23 protein-coding genes, 1 tRNA gene, 2 pseudogenes and 1 riboswitch are annotated in these 23,797 nt (G+C 28.2%); of the genes and pseudogenes, 7 read left to right on the top strand and 19 right to left on the bottom strand.

Features of this window, described 5'->3' with window-relative positions; translation table 11 throughout:
• On the bottom strand, positions 1-192 hold the full coding sequence (locus tag EXC62_RS04685; RefSeq protein ID WP_026390687.1) for a helix-turn-helix transcriptional regulator: 192 nt from the start codon (positions 190-192) through the stop codon (positions 1-3).
• Positions 193-371: 179 nt separating this feature from the next.
• Between EXC62_RS04685 and EXC62_RS04680 the strand changes: the two genes are divergently transcribed.
• Positions 372-602 (top strand): DUF4287 domain-containing protein, encoded by a 231-nt coding sequence (locus tag EXC62_RS04680; RefSeq protein ID WP_026390686.1) that lies wholly within the window; start codon positions 372-374, stop codon positions 600-602.
• A 103-nt stretch (positions 603-705) separates the two neighbouring features.
• On the opposite strand, the gene EXC62_RS04675 is transcribed toward EXC62_RS04680, so the two are convergent.
• Positions 706-1,452, bottom strand: a complete 747-nt coding sequence (locus EXC62_RS04675) for an NADPH-dependent oxidoreductase (protein ID WP_026390685.1) — start codon at positions 1,450-1,452, stop codon at positions 706-708.
• Between the two features lie 96 nt (positions 1,453-1,548).
• Between EXC62_RS04675 and EXC62_RS04670 the strand changes: the two genes are divergently transcribed.
• A complete protein-coding gene (locus EXC62_RS04670; protein WP_197724330.1) occupies positions 1,549-2,232 on the top strand; it encodes a Crp/Fnr family transcriptional regulator in 684 nt (227 codons plus the stop codon).
• A 41-nt stretch (positions 2,233-2,273) separates the two neighbouring features.
• On the opposite strand, the gene EXC62_RS04665 is transcribed toward EXC62_RS04670, so the two are convergent.
• The 10 genes and pseudogenes from EXC62_RS04665 to EXC62_RS09165 all read right to left on the bottom strand — a co-directional run bounded on the left by EXC62_RS04665 (position 2,274) and on the right by EXC62_RS09165 (position 11,255).
• Positions 2,274-3,470, bottom strand: coding sequence for a cation:proton antiporter (locus EXC62_RS04665; protein ID WP_026390683.1), 1,197 nt, complete (start codon positions 3,468-3,470; stop codon positions 2,274-2,276).
• A gap of 66 nt (positions 3,471-3,536) precedes the next feature.
• Positions 3,537-3,611: riboswitch (Fluoride riboswitch) on the bottom strand.
• A gap of 132 nt (positions 3,612-3,743) precedes the next feature.
• Positions 3,744-4,232 (bottom strand): AraC family transcriptional regulator, encoded by a 489-nt coding sequence (locus EXC62_RS04660; RefSeq protein WP_026390682.1) that lies wholly within the window; start codon positions 4,230-4,232, stop codon positions 3,744-3,746.
• Between the two features lie 56 nt (positions 4,233-4,288).
• Positions 4,289-4,618 (bottom strand): helix-turn-helix transcriptional regulator, encoded by a 330-nt coding sequence (locus tag EXC62_RS04655; protein WP_162140238.1) that lies wholly within the window; start codon positions 4,616-4,618, stop codon positions 4,289-4,291.
• Positions 4,619-4,662: 44 nt separating this feature from the next.
• Positions 4,663-5,475, bottom strand: a complete 813-nt coding sequence (locus EXC62_RS04650) for an NUDIX hydrolase (protein ID WP_162140237.1) — start codon at positions 5,473-5,475, stop codon at positions 4,663-4,665.
• 111 nt (positions 5,476-5,586) lie between these two features.
• Complete coding sequence (locus EXC62_RS04645; protein WP_162140236.1) at positions 5,587-6,351, bottom strand: Imm50 family immunity protein; 765 nt, start codon at positions 6,349-6,351, stop codon at positions 5,587-5,589.
• Between the two features lie 103 nt (positions 6,352-6,454).
• On the bottom strand, positions 6,455-7,252 hold the full coding sequence (locus EXC62_RS04640; RefSeq protein WP_026390680.1) for a S1 family peptidase: 798 nt from the start codon (positions 7,250-7,252) through the stop codon (positions 6,455-6,457).
• Positions 7,253-7,577: 325 nt separating this feature from the next.
• Positions 7,578-8,141, bottom strand: a complete 564-nt coding sequence (locus tag EXC62_RS04635; protein ID WP_035375775.1) for a GrpB family protein — start codon at positions 8,139-8,141, stop codon at positions 7,578-7,580.
• A 916-nt stretch (positions 8,142-9,057) separates the two neighbouring features.
• Positions 9,058-9,942, bottom strand: coding sequence for a hypothetical protein (locus EXC62_RS04630; RefSeq protein WP_162140235.1), 885 nt, complete (start codon positions 9,940-9,942; stop codon positions 9,058-9,060).
• Between the two features lie 169 nt (positions 9,943-10,111).
• Positions 10,112-10,942: a KilA-N domain-containing protein gene (locus EXC62_RS04625; protein WP_026390678.1), complete on the bottom strand. Its 831-nt coding sequence runs from the start codon at positions 10,940-10,942 to the stop codon at positions 10,112-10,114.
• A gap of 111 nt (positions 10,943-11,053) precedes the next feature.
• Positions 11,054-11,255, bottom strand: a pseudogene (locus EXC62_RS09165) (helix-turn-helix transcriptional regulator).
• Positions 11,256-11,709: 454 nt separating this feature from the next.
• On the opposite strand from EXC62_RS09165, the pseudogene EXC62_RS09195 reads away from it, so the two are divergent.
• Both EXC62_RS09195 and EXC62_RS04615 read left to right on the top strand, forming a co-directional pair.
• Positions 11,710-11,811 (top strand): annotated as a pseudogene (locus EXC62_RS09195) (IS1/IS1595 family N-terminal zinc-binding domain-containing protein); the annotation flags it as partial.
• Between the two features lie 27 nt (positions 11,812-11,838).
• The gene (locus EXC62_RS04615; RefSeq protein WP_162849126.1) at positions 11,839-12,612 is read left to right on the top strand and encodes an IS1595 family transposase; all 774 of its coding nucleotides are present in this window, start codon (positions 11,839-11,841) and stop codon (positions 12,610-12,612) included.
• A 414-nt stretch (positions 12,613-13,026) separates the two neighbouring features.
• On the opposite strand, the gene EXC62_RS04610 is transcribed toward EXC62_RS04615, so the two are convergent.
• The 4 genes from EXC62_RS04610 to trhO all read right to left on the bottom strand — a co-directional run bounded on the left by EXC62_RS04610 (position 13,027) and on the right by trhO (position 15,858).
• Positions 13,027-13,980, bottom strand: coding sequence for a restriction endonuclease (locus EXC62_RS04610; protein ID WP_052589737.1), 954 nt, complete (start codon positions 13,978-13,980; stop codon positions 13,027-13,029).
• A 35-nt stretch (positions 13,981-14,015) separates the two neighbouring features.
• Positions 14,016-14,089 (bottom strand) — tRNA-Cys (locus tag EXC62_RS04605).
• 124 nt (positions 14,090-14,213) lie between these two features.
• Positions 14,214-14,846, bottom strand: a complete 633-nt coding sequence (locus tag EXC62_RS04600; protein WP_026390210.1) for a hypothetical protein — start codon at positions 14,844-14,846, stop codon at positions 14,214-14,216.
• Between the two features lie 52 nt (positions 14,847-14,898).
• Positions 14,899-15,858 carry an oxygen-dependent tRNA uridine(34) hydroxylase TrhO gene (gene trhO, locus EXC62_RS04595; RefSeq protein ID WP_026390209.1) on the bottom strand — a complete coding sequence of 320 codons (960 nt, stop codon included), beginning with the start codon at positions 15,856-15,858 and terminating at the stop codon, positions 14,899-14,901.
• Positions 15,859-16,021: 163 nt separating this feature from the next.
• Here trhO and EXC62_RS04590 point away from each other — a divergent pair, with 163 nt between their 5' ends.
• Entirely contained in the window at positions 16,022-18,169 is a 2,148-nt protein-coding gene (locus tag EXC62_RS04590; RefSeq protein WP_052589734.1) for an ATP-dependent Clp protease ATP-binding subunit, read from the top strand.
• A gap of 110 nt (positions 18,170-18,279) precedes the next feature.
• Here the strand turns inward: EXC62_RS04590 and EXC62_RS04585 are convergent, their stop codons facing one another.
• A complete protein-coding gene (locus EXC62_RS04585) occupies positions 18,280-18,843 on the bottom strand; it encodes an NAD(P)H-dependent oxidoreductase (protein ID WP_026390208.1) in 564 nt (187 codons plus the stop codon).
• A gap of 72 nt (positions 18,844-18,915) precedes the next feature.
• The gene (locus EXC62_RS04580) at positions 18,916-20,478 is read right to left on the bottom strand and encodes an MFS transporter (RefSeq protein ID WP_052589732.1); all 1,563 of its coding nucleotides are present in this window, start codon (positions 20,476-20,478) and stop codon (positions 18,916-18,918) included.
• Positions 20,479-20,596: 118 nt separating this feature from the next.
• Between EXC62_RS04580 and EXC62_RS04575 the strand changes: the two genes are divergently transcribed.
• Positions 20,597-21,010, top strand: coding sequence for an OsmC family protein (locus EXC62_RS04575; RefSeq protein WP_162140129.1), 414 nt, complete (start codon positions 20,597-20,599; stop codon positions 21,008-21,010).
• 123 nt (positions 21,011-21,133) lie between these two features.
• Here EXC62_RS04575 and EXC62_RS04570 read toward each other — a convergent pair whose 3' ends face one another.
• A complete protein-coding gene (locus tag EXC62_RS04570) occupies positions 21,134-22,300 on the bottom strand; it encodes an IS110 family RNA-guided transposase (RefSeq protein ID WP_035375600.1) in 1,167 nt (388 codons plus the stop codon).
• Positions 22,301-22,565: 265 nt separating this feature from the next.
• Between EXC62_RS04570 and EXC62_RS04565 the strand changes: the two genes are divergently transcribed.
• On the top strand, positions 22,566-23,759 hold the full coding sequence (locus tag EXC62_RS04565; RefSeq protein ID WP_026390205.1) for a M28 family metallopeptidase: 1,194 nt from the start codon (positions 22,566-22,568) through the stop codon (positions 23,757-23,759).
• The last annotated feature ends 38 nt before the right edge of the window (positions 23,760-23,797 follow it).

The following is a 23,797-nucleotide window of genomic DNA, read 5'->3' as shown; positions in this document are numbered from 1 at the left end:
TTACCTCCAAAATAACTCATCTAATGTCTTGTCTAATGCTTTACATATTTTCAAACATAATGCAAGCGTTGGGTTGTAATCATTATTTTCAATCATATTAATTGTTTGTCTTGATACACCAATAAGATTAGCTAGATCTGTTTGGGATAAAGATTTTGCAATTCTTGCTTGTTTTAATTTTTCATTAATCATTCCATCACCCTTGTCGTATATATTTGACATTCATATTTTAACATCTCATTTAGACTTTGTCAATTATATTTGACAAAATAAAAAATCTATACTAATTTCAAACATACTTATTCTACTTTAAAAAATATTTGACAATACTAATTTATTCTTATATACTTAAAATAAAAGAGGTGGTTAATATGTCGTTTCAAAGTTATTTAGATGCTATTCATAAAAAAACAGGTAAAACATTAGATGAAATCAAAGAACTTGCTATAAAAGAAAACATACTAAAACCTGATATTACTGCTACAGAATTTAAGACTTGGTTAAATGTAAAATTTGATCTTGGTTCAGGTCACGCCATGGCATTATGGAAATATTTTATTGATAATAACTGGATTATTACAAAACATACAACAATTAAATAGTTTAAAATAAAAATGGTTGTAGAAGTTAAAATCTTACAGCCATTTTTCATTTACTATTAGGTCTAAAATTATTCTTACTTCATTACATATTATCAGATAGAATCTAATACTTAATCAAATCTTTACTTTGAATATACTCTAACATTTTAATCCTTCCTTGGTAGGTATTCAAACTCCAATTAGTAATCATTTTTGCAAAAGTATCAATTCTTTTATTTGTTGATCGTGCACTATAATAATCAGTAACAATTTTATCGTATTCACTAAGTTCTAAACTAATATTCTCCCATTTTGGGTATATATTTTCAAAATGAATAAGATGCTTCGGTAGTCTTGGCTTTGCTTGTGGTGATTGATCTGGATAACCAAGTGCAATACCTAAGACTGGGACTGCAAATTTAGGTATTTCAAACAGTTCATTTAATTGATCAATTTGATTTAAAATGCTTCCTAAAAGTACACCACCAATACCAAGGCTTTCAGCAGCAATGATAATATTTTGAGCTGCTAAAATTGCATCTGTTGCTGCAATAAAAAACTTATCAAATGAAGAAAAAATTATTGTATCTTCTAACTCTTCTTTGACAATTGCAGCATTTCTAGCTTGATCAGCAATCATAATGAATATATGTGCAGCATCTTCTATATATGGTTGACAACCAATTTCTGCTAATCTTTTTTTCTTAATTGGATCAGTAACACTAATAATTGAATATGATTGTGCATAGTTACTTGTTGCTGTATGTTGTGCAACACTTACTAATGTATCAATTATTTCTTGTGGAATTGCATCTGTTTTAAATTTTCTAATTGATTTATGATTTAATTGTAGTTTAATAGTTTGGTTCATAATTTCTCCTCATTTAATACTTACTATTCTTTTACTTGATATTATATTATAATAATTATATATTTTATGTTGCTTAGGCAACGAAGGAGCACTATTATGATTAATAATTTATCAATCTTAACAAAATCAAAATTATTCTCTGGTATGAGTCTTACAGAGATTAATATCCTTATTAAATCTATGAATGCAGCATATATCCACTATAAGAAAGGTGATATCCTAATCAATGAAAATGAAATTGTTAGTGATCTTGGCATCATTCTAAGTGGTGTAGCACAAAGTAAAAAATTAAATATTTATGGTAAACAAACGATTGTTTCAATGTATTATCCAGGTGGATATACTGCATTACTCACAGCAATCAGTAATAATAGAAAATGTCCGATGTCAATTTATGCACTTGAAGATATCAATATTATTTCTATTCCAATATCAAATATATTTTCATATTATCCAGATCATCTATCACTACATCAACGTTTTTTAATAAACCTATTTGATAGTGTATCTGAACGTGCACTAGAATTACATGACAGAAATGATTGTCTTACAATGCCTTCAGTTCGTGATAAAATTCTTACATTTTTAAATCAATTAGCGAAAACAACCGGATCAAAAATTCTTCTACTTCCATTTAATAGGGAAGAGATGGCAGAATACTTAGATGTTGATCGTAGTGCATTATCGAGAGAATTAAGTAAAATGAAAAGCGAAAATATAATTGATTATTATAAGAATGAATTTAAAATCTTAGAAATAAATAGCGAATATACTAGATAATATTTTCACTCTTTCTAGTTAATTAATTACATTCTAAACTCTTAAATTTTTTCAATATACTTATCAGATTTTAATGTTTTTTTGTACGTAGAGTCAATCAATAATGCTCCAAGTGGTGCTGTAACTAAAATAGCAATGACAGCAACTGATAAAATGACATTACCACTTTGTAGTCCCATAGCAAGTGGTATTCCTCCTATTGCTGCTTGAACGGTTGCTTTTGGAATACCTGTTAATGTACAAAAGAATCGTTCTTTCCCGTTTAGATTAGTTTCAATAAGTGTTGCTAAAATACCAATTGCTCTAATTGAAATAATAATGATCAGTAATAAGATTGATTGCCATAAGTAATTAGTTGCAAAACCAATATTTACTGTTGCTCCTACCATAACAAATAGAATGATTTCAGCGCCTGTCCACAGTTTATTAAACTTTGCTGAAAGTCTATCAGCTACAACCTTTTGTTTCTTAAAAATGACAATACCTTGAACCATAACAGCAAGTAAACCACTGATTGGAACAAGACCTTCTAGTACTTTTTCTAACGAAACCATTAAAAAAGCAATACCTAACACCATAATCACTTTATATGAATCATGCATATGTATTTTATTAAATACTATAGATAATATAAACCCCGATACAATACCAACTATCACACCCAGTATAATTGAAATTGGTACACTTGCTAACTGTAATGCATTTGTTGTTCCAGTTGTATGAAAACTTAATAACATTGTAAAAATAACAATATTAAACACATCATCAACCGAATCACCTGCTAAAATCATTTGAGGAATACGTCTATTTGTACCATATCCCTCATCCATAAGCTTAATCATTCTAGGAACAATAACAGCTGGTGATGCTGATGCAATCACAGCACCAAGGAGTGCTGCTTCCATATATGTGATATTTAAAAGTAATGGTGCAAAAATAATAGTTGCAGCTATTTCAAACAATGCTGGAACAAAACTCATTAAAACTGCTGGTCTTCCAATTACTTTTAAATCTTCAATATCAAGAGATAATCCTGCTCTTGTTAAAATAATAATTAAAGCTAATTCTCTTAAATCAGGTCCAATTAGTAAAATACTATCATCAAGTAAATTTAAAACATATGGTCCAATAACAATACCACTAATAAGCATACCAATTAAACTAGGGAGTTTTAGTTTCTTAAATAAAGATCCTAATAGTAAGCCACATAAAAAGATAAGTCCAAGACTTTGAATCATATAATACCTCCATTTTTTTATAGCGAAGTATTATCATTTTCATAAAAAAAAGACATACTACGCAAAATAAGCGTAGACGTCATCAGCAATTTTCGTGCGGTTTTGGTTAATCCAAGGGAGAACATCATTCCCATATAAATTCTAACATATAGTGTATATTTTATCAAGATAACAATCATTTTTAATTTCCAATATTTACTCGTTTTTACATATCTAATGCTCATTCAAACGTATTATTTCATACACTTACGTTATTGAACTGATTAATAATCTCTACTCAATAGGAATATAAATGTCTGTATAACTCTTTCCTTTTAGACTCTTAGGCGGTTCTGTAACATATAATTCAAAAGGAACTGAATCTCTCGCTTTTTCTTTACTTTTAAATAGCCACTCATGATACATATGATGCCATGCATCACCATATTCATTTAATTTAAGTTCAAAACTTCCTACTCCAAATTTCCCTGAAATAATTGTATCAGTAATCTCATCAGATGCTTCTAAAACAGCACCAACAGTAATTGTCATAGCAACACTTGTTCGTAGATTTCTCGAATCTGTTATAAATGGATTATCATTATATATGGTTAAAACTTTTGTAACTTCAGGAATAATTAAGTTATTCTTTTTAGCATAGTCAAATAGCTTTTCAAACAGTTTACGACTGTTCTTTCTGAATTCTAAATAAGTACCTTTAAATCTAATATAAATGATCCGCATTTCTTTAACATCTTTAATTGTAATCTGTGGTTTTTCCATTTTAAATACCTCAACTTTCTAACTCAATTATAGTTAATAGTATTTGCGTTTTCTTGTCAAATCTTGCTATTTCTAAATTGGGAAGGACTTACACCGAAATATTTCTTAAATGCTCTTATATACGAACTAGAATCGCTATATCCATATAAATATGCAACTTCAGTAATTGTCAAATCATTTCTTACTTTTAAGAATATACTTGATCTTTCAATCTTCACTCTTGAAACAAAAGAGTGAATTGTTTCATTAGAATGTTGTTTAAAAAGCCTATGAAAATGAAAATCAGAAAGTCCAACATGCTGTGCAATATCATTTAATCTAATCACAGAATGAAGATTGTCTTCAATATAATCTTCTGCTTTGTTCATAATTTTATGATATATCATGCATTCACCTCCACTTTGGACTCTATGTTATTGAATTGATAAAACTACTGTTCTTTATTTTCTAAATACCTGATTTCTTTATTTAATGAAGTAGCAAACTCAATTTCACTTTTTGTACTTTTCCCTATATATCCACCTACATTAATCACTAAAATAGCATCCGAAATTTTTATTTTCTCTTTGTGCATTTTACCAAGTATATTGAGTTCTTCTTCAGTATATTCATCAAAATTATCATCTAATGGAAAGATTGGTATTAAGACAACGTTACCTAATAGTTCCAGTTTCATTGCTGCATTCATCATTTCTCTTTTAAATTTTAAACTACCACATATTGTAATTACTTTAGACTTAACTTCTAATTCTTTAAAAATTCGTTCTTTTATCTCTTTAAAAACAATCAATTCTCGCTCTGCTATATCATTATTTCGATTATTATTAAGCGCTCTTTCATTAATATCGATAGTTTCTTCAAGTTCAATCCAAATAGGTTGAAAGTTTTCTTCAATCTCATATCCCTGAAAATTTGTCTTGCTTGGTTGTTTATTCACTTCAACTAAAAAATATTTGGATCTCATTGAAAATTGTTTTTCATTGTTTGTTTTGCTATTAGCAAATAAATCAACCACTCCAAATTCAGAAAAACTTAATACGTCATATCCAGTTTCTTCTTTAACTTCACGAATTAGTGCATCTATAAATGTTTCATCATTATCTACACCACCACCAGGAAGTTTAACTTCGTGATTATCACTTTTAAGAACCAATACTTTATTATCCTTTATAATAACTGCTCTTGAAGCTTTTCTATCAAATTCAAATACATCAATTTTTTCTCCAATTGTATAATGAAACATTGTTTCTACTCCCCTTTTAATCTCACTTATATTTATTCAATTTCATCAATCTAATATTCATACAAGCATATCTTTTTTCTATTTAATACGTAATAAACGTAATTATTACATTCATTTGATTACGGATTTACAATCAAATATGCTAACTACTTTATTATCAGTTATGAACTTAGAAATATCAACTTTATTCTTGAGATACTCATTAATACGTGTTTTCTTTTTAAATATGAAGCACTTGTAGGCTTCATACTGAATATAATAAACCATATCTTCGTTCATTTCTTTTATAAAATACCAAATATCTTGTGTTTCAATAGCTTTAGAATACAAAATCTCATTAATCACAACTTTAAAGTAAATCAATCCTGTAATTTTGACAATGAACCTATTATGATAAAAGATTTCAATACTGTTTTCATTCAATTTCACTTTATCCTTGAGAAAAATTTTCACGCTATCATAAAGTTCTTTTATAGATTCAAAATCACGGTAATGCGTATAACCTTTGCAAGATAATACTTCAACTGATTCACAAATGAATTCAAATTGTGTAGCACCATCATAAATACCATCTATGTATACTTCAATGTTAGAGTCACGCTTATCAAACTTAACACCTAAAATCGAACGTTCTTTTCTATTGAAATTATGCTTTAATTTTCTAACATTTGTAAATTTAAATTGTGTAATAACATCATGATAACCTTCTTTAGATAGCGAATTAATTGCATTTTGAGCTGTTCTTATAGTTATAAACAGGTCATTTTTTTTGATTGACCACCGAACTATTTTATCATCATGAAACGTTGGAAAATAACCAAAAACATCTAAAATGCTTTGGTATGATTTAATGAATTCATAAGTTTTATCAGTCATATTAGTCATCATTTCCTTATTTAATCATTTTTTTAATTATTTTTCTATCTATTGCTTATATAAACATATCGTTTTTTGCTTTTAATAAATCTTAAAGTAATTATTAAATAGATGATTTATTAATGAATTCAATAATTCTATCTAGTGGCATGGCTTTTGCTTTGATAAACTTATCTCTTCTTGTTGTTCCACCTAAATTAATACCAACAACTTTTAGATCATTGTTAATAAGAATGCTCCCACTACTTCCTTCATTAATATATGAATTATGTTCAATAACATTATACTGTATGTTATCCTTATCATCACCAAATGGAACAGCAATCTTAGAAGTTATTTTACCAAAAGAAAGATAATTTCTATCCCGATCTTTTGGATTGCTTATACTGGATATATCATCTCCAAACATAGCTTCAGTATCGCTTATTTCAAGTATTGGTAGTTCTTTGCCACTTTCAAAACTTATGATTGCTAAATCATATTTAATATCTGTATATTCAATTTTAGCTTTGGATTTTGAGGCATAATAACGAGATATTCCTTTTTTCTGTTCACTTGGTAAATCATTGTATCTTGGCTCGTTCCATAAAAGAACAATTAAGTTCTCATCAGTTAATTGTTCAATTGGATGAAAAGCGGTCAAAATGTAGTATTTATTTTCCTCTTTCTTAATAATGCCCCCTGAAAAACCATATGAGTATGTTATTGAAGTAGCTGAATCATTACTTGTTTCTTTTTGTTCTTTAACAATTAAAACAGTTGATTGGATAATATTTGATTCTGTAATTTTTGATTTTAGTTCTTCATTTATATACGTATGTTGATTACTGCATCCAATCAATATGAATAACAATATTGCTAAAAGTATTAGAATATATCGCTTTGATTTAATTATTTTCATAAATTATTTTTCCTCACTTCTTACTTTTTACATCAAGTTTATTACTTTCTTTTCAAGTCGTATTAAACACTATTTATGATTCATCATTATTATCTAACTTACATCGTATACTTCTAATCATTTCAGATAGTTTATTTATTGAAAATTCATAAGACATATTATTACCATCCTTATAGAACATTTACATTGCATTTTGCTTACTTTAAATCACTCTATTAAGAAAAAATTCTAATTACTCATTTTTCCAATATTTACCAATCTATTACCCATACAAGTATATGTTTTTCCTATTTAAGAGTTCATAAATGGCAATTATTAAATAGTTTCAGTATCTGCCGTGATACAGTGATTTTGCTTTTTCTGTTATGCTAGTAATAAACTCTGTTTTAGCATCAGTATAACCATCACGATCATGCTCATATCGTTTCCATAACTCTAGTTTTAATTTCTCATAATCTTTTGCTACTTCTTTATATTCGATAAGATAATCTCTAAAATAGAGTTCGTCTATATCTCCCTTTTTTCTTACATGAACATGAAATACTTTTTCAGCAAACCCATCTTCAGTATATCCTTTATTTAGTGCTGCTCTATTTTCTTTTTGATACATAATAATATAACCATTATTAGATAAAAGATTACTTGTTTTAATATAATCTTCATTTTCAACTTCAATAAGTATATCTACAATATTTTTGGCGTATATTGTAGAAATGGTGGTGCTACCTATGTGTTCAATTTTCAAAGTTTTTACATTAGTTAGTAAATCTTCAAGAAGTTCTTTTTCTTCATAAAACCATTCACTCCAGCATGTTTTATGAGGAACTAAAGATATTGGGAACAATTCCCATAGTTCTTCTAATGTCATTTCATTTAGTTTTTTCTTCATAAAGACGTCCATCCTTTGTTTACTTAATCTTTCACTATTTGTATGTCTATTACCCATATAATTACATCATTTTCTCATTTAAGAATGCATAAACACTGATTATTGCATCCTTAAATATTCTAATCTTTTGCTCACCTATTTTCCCCGTATTATTATTCTGGTAGTGCCAAAAGTAACTAGGACTAGTTAGTTTTGACCTACACCTTTTTTATTATAATCACTGATTTTAATATATAAAAAGAATAGTTATTCTCGTATAATTGCAAGTGACCAAACTCAATAAAAGATAAAAGTACTCTATTAAAATTCTATCACATTTGAATCAAAATTTAAAGATACTTTATGCATTACTTATCAAGCATCTATTAAAGTCGCCCTATATTATTATCTATCTCATATTTATCTGACGAATTGTTATCTCAAATTAAATCATATGAACTTATTGAATCAATTTCTTTAAAACAAAACTATCTATGTATGGGGAAAGTGATATTCTTTTTAATAACCGCTTCAAAAAAAGTATATCACAGAATTCTTGTATTGAAACGTTGGTTTGTTTTGATTTTTTTTTATTTTTATATATAATACCCGTTTCATATAATGCATTATTAACTCGCTATATTTCTAGTCCTATTATGTTATTTTCATACGTATTTGGTACATTAACCTCATATTTAGTTATTGACCTAGTTATATATTAACAAATGTAATCCTAAAAGAGGAAATCTATTGAAGGGGTTATCTAGATTTAAATGTACTCAAAGAATTCTTTGACAAATACATTAAATTTTATAATTATTATAGACATCCAAAAGCTTTAGGAAATCTATCTCTAGACGAGTTTGAACAAATATATTATGATATAAAAAAAAGATCTAAAAATCCAGAATTAACCGGACTAGATCTATTACATGTCTCAATAAATACCTAATATTGAATTTGATACATCATTAAATTCAACTCTATTATTCATTACAATGATTTCAGTACCATTTTCAACTAAAACATCAAGGATTGTATCATCATCTTCTAATAAACCAAATACTGCATTAGTAGTAGTCTTGCTTTTATATTTACTGATCAGTTTAAAACTTTTGTCATAGATTAACACTTCTTCATAGAAAATAAAAATATACTTATTGTTTATCTCTTTTATAATTCTTAGATGGTTAGATTTAATATTCAAATCCTTAAAATAAATGAATTGATTATCTTCAAAATTATATATGCCAGTATAATCATACACATATGGTCCATGATTAATCAGTGTAAATAATCCACCATCAAATGCTGTTTCTAATACTTCCACTATTTCTAAACTAGTTTTATCCAAGTGAATGAGCAATGCCTTTTTCATTTCATCTGCAATAATAGTCTTAATCATTATAATTGTATCACCATCGACTTTATAAGGGGAATACACAGCTAAACCTGGAATTGTTTTTATATTTAATTTTTTTAAAATAGGATTGATTGTAAAGATACTTGCTTTTTTATGAGATATATCTGTAAATGATGAAATGATTAATCTACTTTTTTTATCGTACAGTACTGAAAAAACTTCTTGATCTAAGCTAAATATTTCTAATAACTTAAAAGTAAAATCGTATAAGTATATTTTTGTCTCTGTTGTTGTCAAAGCTATAAAATTATATTCGACATCTGAAATAACCGATGACACATTTTTAATTTTAAACACATGCTGTTTCTTATTATCGTTATCTCTTACTTCCACCTTGTTGCTCGTTAAGAAATAATTATATTTTGAATCTGCAAACACACTGTCATATTTTTGTCTCATTCTTTTACCCTCGTTATCATTATATCATTGGTTAAATAATTGTGTCAAATACAGTTGAGTTGACATTGTTCAGTTCTTTTTCAAATTCACTGAGGTAAGTTCAAATCCGTTTGAGCAAACCTATCCCCAAAAAAACAAAAAAAGTAAGTACTTCTTACCTAATTACTTTTTAACCAGATGTTTTCATTGTTTTGTTAAGACCGTTAGGTTTATTTGACAATACTTCAATCTGTTTTTTTGCAACTTGATTTAATTGAACAATTCTTTGGCTTTGCTTTAATCCTTGTTCAATCAAAATTGCATTGTAGCTTTCTAAGTTAGAAAGGACTAGTAACTGATCGATGGTTGCATAATCACGCATATTACCCTTTTTATCTGGATTATTCTTTGCCCAAATTGATGCAGTTAATCCAAATAACGCCACGTTTAGCATATCTGATTCATTGGCATAGACATAATTGATTTGTTCTTTTTTCAAATCAGACACAATCAAGTTTTCTTTAATTGCATCTGTATGTATTAAATAATTAACTTTTGCCAGTTCTCTTTTAGCATTCCACTCAATTAGTTTACTTTCATCCTGTTTTAAGCGTTGAAATTCTTTGATAATATAAAGTTCAAACTCAACTGAAAGCCATCCAGCAAACTTAAAAGCAATATCTCTATGAGCAAGTGTATCGGCATATCTACCTTGTTTAGTGATGATTCCAATGGAGTTAACAGCACTTATCCATCTTTTTGGCGTTAACATGAATGAGTTTCTGCCTGATTCTTTGTCAATTCTATCGAATTCGATGGAATTAAAATTGGGATTGTATAGTTTTTCCCAAACACCTAAATACTCTACCGTATTTTTATTTCTCATCCAATTTTGAATGATTGTGCTTGGAAACTCGCTTTCCCTAACTCTAGCAATATCGGTTAATGATATGTAATCATTATCTTTTATTTTTATGTATGAAACTTTAATTCCTTGCACATCAACTTGTTTTTTCGCCATCTTGAATTCCCCTCACTTGTTTTTTCACTTAATCACATGATTATTCTTGCAATCATCTTCAAATATTATATTAGTAATTTTCCACTTAAATTACTTTTATATCAACAAATATTATACGAATCTATTTTCATTAGAACTTTCGAAATAAAATAACTCCTCAAAATTCTTATCAAGAGCATAACATATTAAAAGTGCTAATTTGGCTTTTGGATTAAATTGTCATGTTTCAATCGCACTAATTGTTTGACGGGACACACCAAACTTTTCTCTAATTCATCTTGTAGATTTCTTTTTCAGCTCTTGCTACTCTAATTCTGTTTTTAAATGATAGTTTTTCCGTTATATTATTTCGCGGATATATTGAATAGCAGAAAGTATACTTGTAATAGATGCAAATATAATGAATAAAACTTCTATTTTTTCTTTGATTTTGATAAATTTATATATGCTTGGAAATAACTGTAGTGTGGCAATAATTAACATGTACTGCGGTAGCATGCTTTCATTTTGCTTTATTAAGTCTATAACTAAAAAATGCAATTATATAGCAAAAAAAAACTGGGATGTGGAGATAATAGTTGATGACTATGCTTAAATAACGATAACAAAAGCTTTAAGTCCATTATAAAAAAATAAAAACAATGTTATAATAATAATGCCAAACAATCTTAATAAAGGAACTATAAAAGCGAGTGTTTTATTCCTGGATTGTTTGGCGACGTTCCTTTAGGATAAAACACTCGCTTTTATAGTAGAAAGGGACGTCAATGCAGAACCAAAACTGTGATCTATGTGGTTCTTTTAACAGTTTAATAAAAAATGGAAAAGACAAAAATAATAAACAAAGATATAAATGTAAGAGTTGTTTAAAAACTTTCATAATTGATAAGACTCCAATGAAACATCTTAAGTTAAGTGATTATAAAATCAAAAAGTTAATAGCTTTTATGATTGATGATGTTACGCTGGAAGTTATTGCAAGAAATCTTGATATTAATATTAAAACAGTTTTATATTATAGATATATTATATTTCATTCATTAAAGAACTATCAAGAAAACTTGAAGATAAGTGGAGTGATCGTAATTGATGAAACATTCATTAGTATTAGAGAAAAACCCTATAAACATGTTAGACCAGATGGTAAAGGTATTAGAGGTCTCTCATTTAACCAGTTATGTGTAGTCACAATGGTAAATATATATGGTGTATCTGTAGCTAAAGTAGTATCCAGAGCAATGCCTCTCCCTCAGCAATTCATTGATAATTTCACTGACAATATTGGACAAGTTGAAAAATTTATTCATGACGGGAACACTAAAACATATCAATTCATGAATCAATTTGAAGTGGAAAATATCAATGGAAGAAAAGATGAAACTGGAGAATATTCAACCATAATGGTAGACAATTATCATAGTATATTAAAAAGATTTCTCTATAAACATTCTGGATATAAACTTAAAAACTTACAACACTATTTGAATTTTTTCGTTTATAGGCAAAACTATTTAGCGTATCATAATATTAAAAATATGAATCAAAGAATTAAAACTAAAAATAAAATGATTAAAAGTATATTTAAAAGAGTTCTAAAATCAATAAAAGAAGTTACTTTTGATGATTTTATGAAAGACAAAGGTATTACAGAAATTCTGGAAAACAGATAAATATCAACTATTATCTACACACCCCAGAAAAAAAAAACCGATATATATCCAATTCGATAAGACTCTGAACCTATTTTTCTAGTACGCTCCTCGACTCCTTTTTTAGCTTCAATTTCTAGTATTTTATTTTATAAAGAAAATAGCTACTTCTTATTTTTTATTCAAAAACACTTTTAGTTCATTTACTATCTTCAAATAAAGAATTAAATGATATATATTCTCTTCGTAATATTTATACTAATCTTAATAGATTTAGATCTAGAGTTCTGTATTCAATCAACAAAGATGTTGAATTAACTATATCAAAAAAATAATTGTTTTTAGCGTCAAAAAAAAGAAGGATTTCTATAATTCTAGAAATCCTTCTTTAATATTTTTATGGGTCATATCCCAAGTTATTTTAAATAGCCGATTTTAAATGATATTTTTTATTCTTTTAATTACTTTTATTAAATATTCTCCGAACAAATCAACATTATCAAGTTTAAAGCCTTTAATTTGTTTAAGTTCTTCTAATGTAGTAGGAAGTTTTTTAACTAGATCTTCTAGAACAACGTCATTATAAGCAGCATATTCATTCTTTAAATTATTGTACTTACTAATTTTTTGTCTTTCTAAAATTAATTCTTTTTTAATCTCAATTTTGCTATCTTCACTGTATCTAGTGATTAATTCTAAAATATTTTTACCAAATAGAGATATTTTATTTTCTGTTATGCCCGTAATATCTTTAAGTTCTTCTAATGTTAAAGGTTTTTTCAACACAATTTCTTCAATCGTTGCATTGTTATAAACAAGATAAACAGGAAAAAGTTTATGTTGCTTTGCAAGAGTTGTTCTTAGTTCTTTTAAATCTTCGAAAAGTTTATCATCTTTTACATCACTTTTATTTCCAGTTGCTGTATTTAAAATAACATCGGTACTCTTGGTTACATTCTTTTGACGAAATTTAACATTCTCTCTTTTCTTAAGTTCTTCTAAAAATTTTTCAACTCTATCTCTATTAATAATTTCAATATTATTATTCATTGCAGTAGTTTTAGCTGCAGATGTTAAATCACTTGTTGTTACTATCCAAACTTCATCTAAATTATAATGTGCTCGCCCATCTAACATACTTCTAATTTCATCTGCTCCAACTTTACTTTTCCACCTTTTAGCTTGAATTCCAACTATTTTTTGAGCACTGTCACTATTCATTTTTACAATTAAATCAATACCTTTATCATTGGTGTCATCTGTCATTCTAGTTGAAAAACCTAACTTTTTAAAGAATTCCAAAAGAAAAATTTCAAACTCTTTTCCATTAAACTTATCTAGTTCTTCAATTGTGGACGGAAATTCATACGAAAAATCAAATATATCCATATAAACACACCTTTCATACTAATCAAAGATTTATTTGGAGGCCCCGAACGGATTTGAACCGATGATCAAGCTTTTGCAGAGCCATGCCTTACCACTTGGCTACGGGGCCATTTATTCACGCCTTATTATTATAGCGTTTTACTAGCCCTTTGTCAATGGCAAACACTTATATGAGTTTATATATATTAACTACTTAAGAAATAAAAAAACTGCAATTAATGCAGTTTCTCATGTTATTTACTAATTGATGCTACAAATGCTTTTAAATCATCTGCTGATGCTAATCTTGCTTCTAAAAGTTTTCTCATATCTTCAAGTTCGCTAAAAGCTTTTGATGATAAATCACTCTTTAAAACAACTTTTTTAACTACATCATATTCTTCATTAGTTAAAGTATTGTTTTCAACAAGTTTATTCCATCCTTTTAATGTTCCAAGTTTAGTATTTTCTTTTCCATTTACTCCGAATTTAGAATATCCAAAATAATCTAAGCAAGCTACTACAAAGTAATATACTGAACTTACTAAGAATAATATCATAACTACTAAATCTAGTACAGTTGCTATTGAAGTTAATTCAATACCTCTAGCTGAAATATTTGCAATTCCTACTGTTGCGTTAATTGCTAATATCCCATAACCAATTTTTTCAACTACATTATTTTTAGCAAACAAGAATGCTACAGCAATTAAAACTCCTATTAATCCTGTTGCTGATAATTGTAAATCTAATCCAGGAAGTGTTGTTGTTCCTTGTGGATTAGTTGCTGCTGATAAAACAATACCTAATAGACTCACTACAAAACCTAAAACAGCTAATGTTCTAGGCAAATTCTTTTCTTTTTCATTTATTCTTATCCCTTTCATTTTTCTTATATTTTACTATATTCTAAAGAAAAAACAAGGTATTTTAAAAGTTTTATGACATTTTAGTATTATTTATAAGTCTTAATCGTCTTTCAACCTCTTCATTTGATAGTTTTTCTCTAATAACATATCTATTTCTAGGATGAATGCGACATTCATGACTACATGCTCCTAAATACTTATCTTCGTTTTCTTTACTAGTAAGAATTTGTTTATTACATTCAGGGTTTGCACAATTAATGTATCTTTCTTGTGGGGTTCCATCAAAATAGTCTTTTCCAACAACAACATGTTCGTGTTGATTAATTGGAACACTAATTCTATTATCAAATACATACATCATACCATCCCACAACATTCCTTTAGTATCTTCATCTTTTCCGTATGTTGCTATTCCACCATGTAATTGATTAACATCTTCATATCCTTCTTTTTTTAACCATCCAGAAAATTTTTCACATCTTACACCACCAGTACAATATGTAAGAATCTTTTTATCTTCTAAAATTTCTTTATTTTCTCTTATCCAATCTGGTAACTCTCTAAAATTCTTTATATCAGGTCTAACTGCTCCCCTAAAATGCCCTAAGTCATATTCATAATCATTTCTAGCATCTATAACAACAGTATTAGGATCAACCATTGCGTCTAAAAATTCTTTAGGCTTCAAATAATTACCAGTTATTTCTAGAGGATTAACATCGTCTTCTAAACTTAAATTAACTAATTCTTTTTTTGCTCTAACAAAAATCTTTTCAAAAGCGTGTTCACTTGCTTCATCAATCTTAAACATTGTATCACTAAATCTTGGATCTTTTTTAAAATCTTCCATGTACTGATTTGTTTGTTCAACAGTTCCTGATAAAGTACCATTAATACCTTCTTTTGAAACTAAAATTCTTCCTAAAACTCCAAGTTCCTTACAATATTTTAAGTGTTCATCTCTAAATTCTTCTGGATTTTCTATATTAGCGTACTTATAATACAATAATACGCGATATTCGTTATTCATAAATCATCATCCTTCTTTTCATTTGTTATTATTGTAAATAATAAGTTCAAATAAGACAATCAATTTGCTTATAGCAAATAATATAATTTCCACTTTTTAGCACTCTTTACTTGACAGTGCCAAAAAGAAGTTATATAATATTCGTATGTAAGGAGGGATATATATGAACTTTACACAACAACCTGATTATACAAACGATCCAAATGTCTTAGATAAATTTGGACGTAATTTAAACGAGCAGGTAAAATCTGGAAAAATTGATCCAGTTATTGGACGCGATGATGAAATTCGACGTATTATTAAAATATTATCAAGAAAAACTAAAAACAACCCAGTATTAATTGGTGAACCTGGTGTAGGAAAAACAGCAATTGTTGAAGGTCTTGCAAGAAGAATTATTGATAAAGATGTTCCACTTGGACTTAGAGACAAAATTGTTTATGAATTAGATTTAGCATCACTTCTTGCTGGGGCTAAATATCGTGGTGAATTTGAGGAAAGACTTCAAGCTGTTCTAAAAAAGATTAAAGAATCCGATGGAAATATTATTCTTTTCATTGATGAAATTCATAATATTGTTGGTGCTGGTAGAGCAGATGGCGCAATGGATGCTTCTAACATGTTAAAACCACTCTTAGCACGTGGTGAATTACATTGTGTTGGTGCTACCACTCTAAATGAATATCGTGAATACATTGAAAAAGATAAAGCCTTAGAACGTCGTTTCCAACAAGTAATGGTTAACGAACCAACTGTTGAAGATACTATTAGTATTTTACGTGGATTAAAAGACCGCTTTGAAGCACATCATGGGGTTAATATAAGTGATAAAGCTTTAATAGCTGCTGCTACATTATCTAATCGTTATATAACAGAACGTTTCTTACCTGATAAAGCAATCGATTTAGTTGATGAAGCTTGTGCTTCTATTCGTATTGAAATTGATTCAATGCCTGTTGAATTAGATGATTTACAAAGAAAATTACTTCAATTAGAAATCGAAAGATCAGCATTAGAAAAAGAAAAAGATGAATTATCAAAAACACGCTTAAGTGATGTTAAAAATGAAATTGAAGGCTTACGTTTAGAAGAAAAGACTCTTAGAGAACAATGGGAAACAGAAAAAAAATCTGTTGAAGAAGTTAAAAAGGTTAAAAGCCAACTCGAAAAATATAAAAATGATTTACAGATTGCTTTTGGAAATAGTGATTATAAAAAAGCTGCTGAACTTCAATATGGCTTAATTCCAGAAACTGAAAAGAAAATTATTGAATTAAGTAAAAAGATTGAAAATAATGAATTAATAACCGAAACTGTAACTGAAGAATCAATTGCTGAAGTAGTTTATAAATGGACTAACATTCCTGTTCAAAAATTAATGAGCGGAGATCGTGAAAAACTTTTAGGATTAGAAGAAAAACTAAAATCTCGTGTTATTGGTCAAGATCATGCAATTAAACTTGTAAGTGAGGCAATTCTTCGACAAAGAGCAGGTATTAAAGCAGCAAATAGTGCAATCGGTTCGTTCTTAATTCTAGGACCAACTGGTGTTGGTAAAACCGAAACTGCTAAAGCATTAGCTGATTTATTATTTGATGACGAAAATAAAATCGTTAGAATCGATATGAGTGAATATATGGAATCTCATAGTGTTGCTAAATTAATCGGTGCTCCTCCAGGATATATCGGATATAATGAAGGTGGTCAATTAACTGAAGCAGTTCGTAGAAAACCATATTCAATCGTTTTATTTGATGAAATTGAAAAAGCACATCCTGAAGTTTTCAACGTTTTATTACAAGTCTTAGATGATGGTAGATTAACTGATAGCCAAGGTCGTGTTGTTGACTTTAAAAATACTGTAATTATTTTAACATCAAATTTAGGTAGTTCGTTCTTATTAGAAAAAGATATTGATGCCGAAAAGAAAGTTATGTCATTAGTACAAGCAACTTTCAAACCAGAATTCTTAAATAGAATTGATGATATTATTATGTTTAATCCATTAGACTTTAAAGTACAAGAAAGAATTACTGAAAAATTACTTAAAGAATTACAAGAAAGATTATTTAGTAATCATATTCTTGTTCATTTTACTAAGGAAGTTAAGAAAAATATTATGAATAATGGCTATAATGAACAATATGGAGCAAGACCATTAAAGCGTTATATTCAAAAAGAAATTGAAACATTCTTAGCTAAGAAAATACTAAGCAATGAATTAGTACCTAATGAAAAATATATTGTTGATTTCCAAAATGATGAATGGGTTTTACAACATCAAATTGAAAATAAAAAACTAAGTGAATAAAATAATTAAGATCATTCAATTTCAAGGATGATCTTTTTTTATAATTTAAATTTTAGTTTTACAAATAAAAAAAGTATTGAAACCTAAATTTCAATACTTCTTACTATCTATTATGCAAAATTTTGTTCAATTTCAGATAAGAACTTATTTCTTGCTTCTTCTACGTGAACTGTTGGGCAGTGAATCCAATCACAGTTTTCAACACCAATAGTTTTTAATATTCCACCTGCAAGAACATTCTTAATTGGATCACCTAAATAAGAGAATATTGTTTTATCAATATTTGCAGTTGTAATAATTGTTGCTTTCTTAGTATTTAATAAACCTTTCATTTGATGATCAACTTCGTGATAAACTTGACCTTTTAATAAGACTTTATCATAAAATCCTTTTAAGATTGCAGGTTCACCATACCACCAAATTGGAAATACAAATACTAATTCATCAGCAGCTTTTAATTTTTCTACATAACTCTTAGCAAGTTCATCATGATACTCACCTCTAGCGAATACTTTTAAATCTGCTGGATGCATTACTGGATCAAATCCATCTTTGTTTAGGTCGATTACATCGACAGTCTTTCCTTGATTTTCTAATAATTCTGAGACTTTGTCTAACACAAAGTGATTAAAACTTCCATCCCATGGGTGTGCGTACACAACTAATGTTTTCATGTTTGATTCTCCTTGTTATTTTACTTCAAGAACAATTATAGCACTAGTCATTTTTTTAGTCTATTAAAACGATTAGTCTTCGACATCAAAACTCTCTAACAAGCCCTTTTTAGCAATCTTAACATCTCCATGTTTCACAAAAATCATTGTTATAAATGATAATACAACAAAGAATGCTGCATATGGGAATAATACTGATCTTTGCATTTTATCCATTAGTAATCCCGAAATAATCGGAGTTATAATTTGTGCAGCCATTGAGAATGCATAGTAATATCCAGTAAATCTACCAACATCCTTACCAGTTGCAAGTTCTACTGCCATTGGGAAGGAGTTAACATTAATTGTTGCCCATGCAACACCAGTTAATGCTAATATGATATATAGTATGCCACCTGTATGAGCAGTTAGGAATGAAGCAGATCCAAAACAAATTGCTAGTAATGCAACACCAAATAAAATCATTTTCTTTCGTCCAAATTTACTTGATAGTATTCCAATTGGTATAAATGAAACTATCGCTGCACCTTGAGCTACTAATAAAGGTAATGCAAAATCCATGTTCAATTGTTTTGGGGCATAGTCTGATAATTTGGAAATAACCGCATTATATCCCATGTACCAAAAGAATACTGACATTAATATTAGTAACATTGAAGTTTTTTCTGCTTTTGTTAATACTTTCTTTTCAGTATGTTCTTCATCTTCTTTTTCTTCTAAACCATATTTAACACTTAACTCTTGATACTCATCTCTAAATTTATTTTCTTTAACTTTTAACATAAAGATTAATAAAGCTACTAACATAACAATACTTGTTGCTATAAATGCTGGAGTGTATTCAACATATGATTTTTTAGATAAGCCAAAGACCGTAAGTATCCCTATAGAAACAACCGCACCAGCCGAACCTAATAAATTAATAATCGCATTTGCTTTACTTCTTAATGGTTTTAATGTCACATCAGGCATTAAAGCAACCGCAGGTGATCTAAAGAGCGACATTGCAACTAAAACAATGAATAGTAAAACAATAAACATTACTAAATTCTTTGAATCTTTTCGTGTTTCTTCCCATGCTCTATTACTTAGTGAATTGTAATAAATATCACTTATATCTCTTTGATCAAACTTATTAATGATATCACTATCAGCATATTTACTAGCAATAACTTCATACTTTTTAGTTAATTCCGGATATTTAAAATCTTCATCATAGAATACTAAATTCCATTCTGCTTTAGTCATTCCATCTTTTCGGTTAATCTCATCATACATTCGATTATACTCTTCAACTATTCCTGCTTCTTGCACAACTAACGTTTGTTTATGATCAACAAATGATAGTGAAACAAAAGCAACCGCTGCAATCAATGTTCCAATAAGAATAAAAGGTGTTCTTTTACCTAATTTACTTCTCGTTTTATCAGATAATAGTCCGAATAATGGAAGCATAAAGATTGCTAAAATATTGTCAATTGCCATAACAACTCCAGAAGTTGCTTGACTCATTCCAAACTTGTCAATTAAAACTTTGGCAATTATCCCATCATATGTTTGCCAAAACATTGTTATTAAAAAAAATGCTAATCCTATGTAAATCGTTCGCTTATAATTAAGTTTTAAATCTTGCATAAAATACCTCACTTTATAATTATGCCTCTATTATAGCATTTATCTTTAATATCAAACTTCTTTTTTAACATCAAATCGTATTTTTCTTGTATAATTGTTATTAAGGAGTTGAAAAATGATGAATGACTATATTTTTAAGACAACTGCAGTGAATTCCGATGGAGCGAAAGGTACTGCTCATATCATTGATGGAATTGAAGTGAAACTTGATCATGTAACTAAAAAAGATCGTAATGGAACTAATCCTGAAGAACTTTTGGCACTAGCATGGGCTACATGTCTTAGTTCGACTTTAAAAACAGTTCTTAGAAGTAAATCGATTGAAAATGAAATTGAAGTTAGAGTTGATGTCTTTTTAAAACATAATGAAGCATTAAAAAGATATTATTTTGAAGTCAATGGTTATATTGAAATAAAAGGTATGCCTCTTAATGAAATGAAGCAATATTTAAAAGAGACTGATGAGCGTTGCCCTATTTCACAATTAATAAGCAAAAATACTAATGTTACTTTAAATGTAACAAATTTCTAAAAAATTTAAGGAGATAACTATTAATAAGTCAAGTGAATAAATATATAAAGACTAAAAAACCTAATTGAAAGTATTAGGTTAATAAAAAATGATTTATTAAATAAACAATTGGCTACATAATGTTTATCTAATCTTATTTTTATCGTAATTAATATTATTAGATTCTAAATGATATATGATACGAATTAGTTTACGAGATATTGCTGAAAAGATAATATTACGATGTTTTCCTTCAGCACGTTTCTTATGATAGTATTCAGTAATTTCAGGTATTAATCTAATACTTCCGATGACTAAATTCCAAATAGTCTTTCGAAGTAAAGAAGAACCACGCTTAACTAATCTACCATAAGACATGGATTCTCCAGATTGATGTATAGCTATATCAAAACCAGAAAATGCTATTAGTTTGGAAGAATTAGAAAAGTTATTAAAATCCGTAACTTCACCAAGTATAGTAGCAGCAGACATCAAGGATATGCCTGGAATAGTAATCATTTTACAATTTGTTAAATTCATTATAGATTTAATTTCAGTTTCTAGCATTTCAATATTACTATTAATGGAATAGAATAAATCAATATGAACTAACATAACTGTAACGATAGAATTAGATTTTATACCAATGGTATCACTAGCTAATTCCTTAAGTTTTAAAAACTTTGGATAGGTAAATTTACCCATTGATTTATTTGAAATTGTTTCAAAATGTGTTTTAGTTAATTTACTAATTCTTTCAGGAGTTTTATACTTCTTTAGAATATAAAGAGCAGTAAGGCCTAATCTATTGTTAAAATGAGATTTAAACTCTGGAAAGATAATATCTAGAGCATTAGTTATTTGTACTAAAGCATTTGATCTAGATTCAATTAAACTATTTCTAGCTCTAGTAAGTGATTTTAATTCATTAATATGATAATATTTAGTATGTAAGGTCTTGTAGTCTACAGACGCTAACATACTTGATAATAATCGTGCATCAACCTTGTCAGTTTTAGTTTTTCTTATCGTGGTGGATTTAAAAAAATGTTTGGCAAGATAAGGGTTAAACTCTAAGAAGGTATAACCGTTTGTACTTAATGATTGTTTTAAAGTATTGCCGTAGTGTCCCGTAGCTTCAAGACCTATTTTTATTTCTAAAGATTGATATAGAGCACTTAAATGTTTAAGTAGTAACTTAAACCCATTAGAATTATTATCAAATGAAAATTCATTGATAATTTCACCATGTGTTGTAGCCATAAAACACTGGTGACTGTATTTAGCGATGTCTATACCGACTAGATACATATGAATCACCTCTTTAATTTGTTTGGCACTGTTGTTTGCACACGAGATCCTATTTTCTATAATCTTGTGATCGAGCGTCATGCGCTAAATAACTTATTGCTAGTTAAAAAATAGGACTGTGGTAAGAGTCTCCTTATGGTAGTCAAAGCTACAAAAAAATGAACCAAATCCACAGTACCATATATAGATTATAGTATAAAAATATAAGAAAGGAATGTATACTCGTTTAACTACTATAATCATAAATAGAGTATACAAGAGAAAAATGAATTTAGAAAAATTAACAAACGAAGTATTTAAAGAAACTGATGAGATCATAAATGAGTTTGGTCCAAGGTTAGCAGGAACAAAAAGTGATGAAAAAGCTGCTTTATTTTTACATGATAAAGCTAAAAAATTTAGTGATAAATCACACATTGAAGAATTCAATATTAATAAAGGTGCCTTCTTCGGTTGGATTAACATCTTAGTTATTAATTTTACCGCTGGGGTAGTCCTTATTTGGTTTAACCTTTACTTATATGCAGCAATTCTATCACTACTTAGTGTCATTATATTAATCGTTCAATTTATATTTTATTTACCAATGATTGATTTTCTTTTTCCAAAAAGAAAAGCTCACAATGTTCATGGAATTATTGAACCTAAAGGTGAAGTAAAACAACAAGTTATCATTAGTGGTCATCATGATAGTGCTCCAGTTTTTAACTTCTTTATTCATCAACCAAATCTTTATAATCTAAGAACTACTGGATCAATTGGTCTTGTTATACTAATGTTTGTTACAACATTGGTTGCTTATTTTTTAAAGATTGAGACTTTTAACTTTATACTTAATATTGTTTTAAGTGCCGGATTATTATTAGTACTGCAAATGTGGTTCTTTGTTTCTAAAAAACATGCAACACCAGGTGCCGGTGATAATTTGATTGCTACTAACGTAGCTTTTAAGATTGGTGAATATTTCTTTAATGAAAAAAAGAATGGCAATGGACTTAAGAACACTAGAATAATCTTTGCAAGCTTTGACGCTGAAGAGGAAGGTCTAAGAGGTGCTCGTGCTTTTGTTAAGAAAAACAAGAAAATGTTAACTGAAACTAAAACATATGTACTTAATGCTGATTGTTTATATGATGAAAAAGAGTTATTCTTCTTAACAAGTGACTTAAATGATACTGTTAAACTTGATGATAAATTAATCTCTAGTTTATTGAAAACAGCTGATAAGTTAAACTTAAAAATTAAAACTCAAAAACAAGCATTACTTACTGGTGGAACTGATGCAGCAGAATTTGGTAAAGCAGGTATTAGTGCTACAACCTTAATTGGAATGCCATGGACTAATAGTAATAGAAGTCCGCTGTATCATACTCCTAATGATGTAACATCAAACGTTAATAAACAAGTTGTTACTGATACTCTTAACTTATACATTACATTTATTAAAGACAATGACTAAAAGTGCTTCGGCACTTTTTTAATTTCTTTTTACTATTA

It is taken from the genome of Haploplasma axanthum (assembly GCF_900660745.1).
Lineage (GTDB): Bacteria > Bacillota_I > Bacilli_A > Acholeplasmatales > Acholeplasmataceae > Haploplasma > Haploplasma axanthum.
Note: the sequence above shows the minus strand (reverse complement) of the source record. Positions and strands in the feature narration are given on the sequence as shown.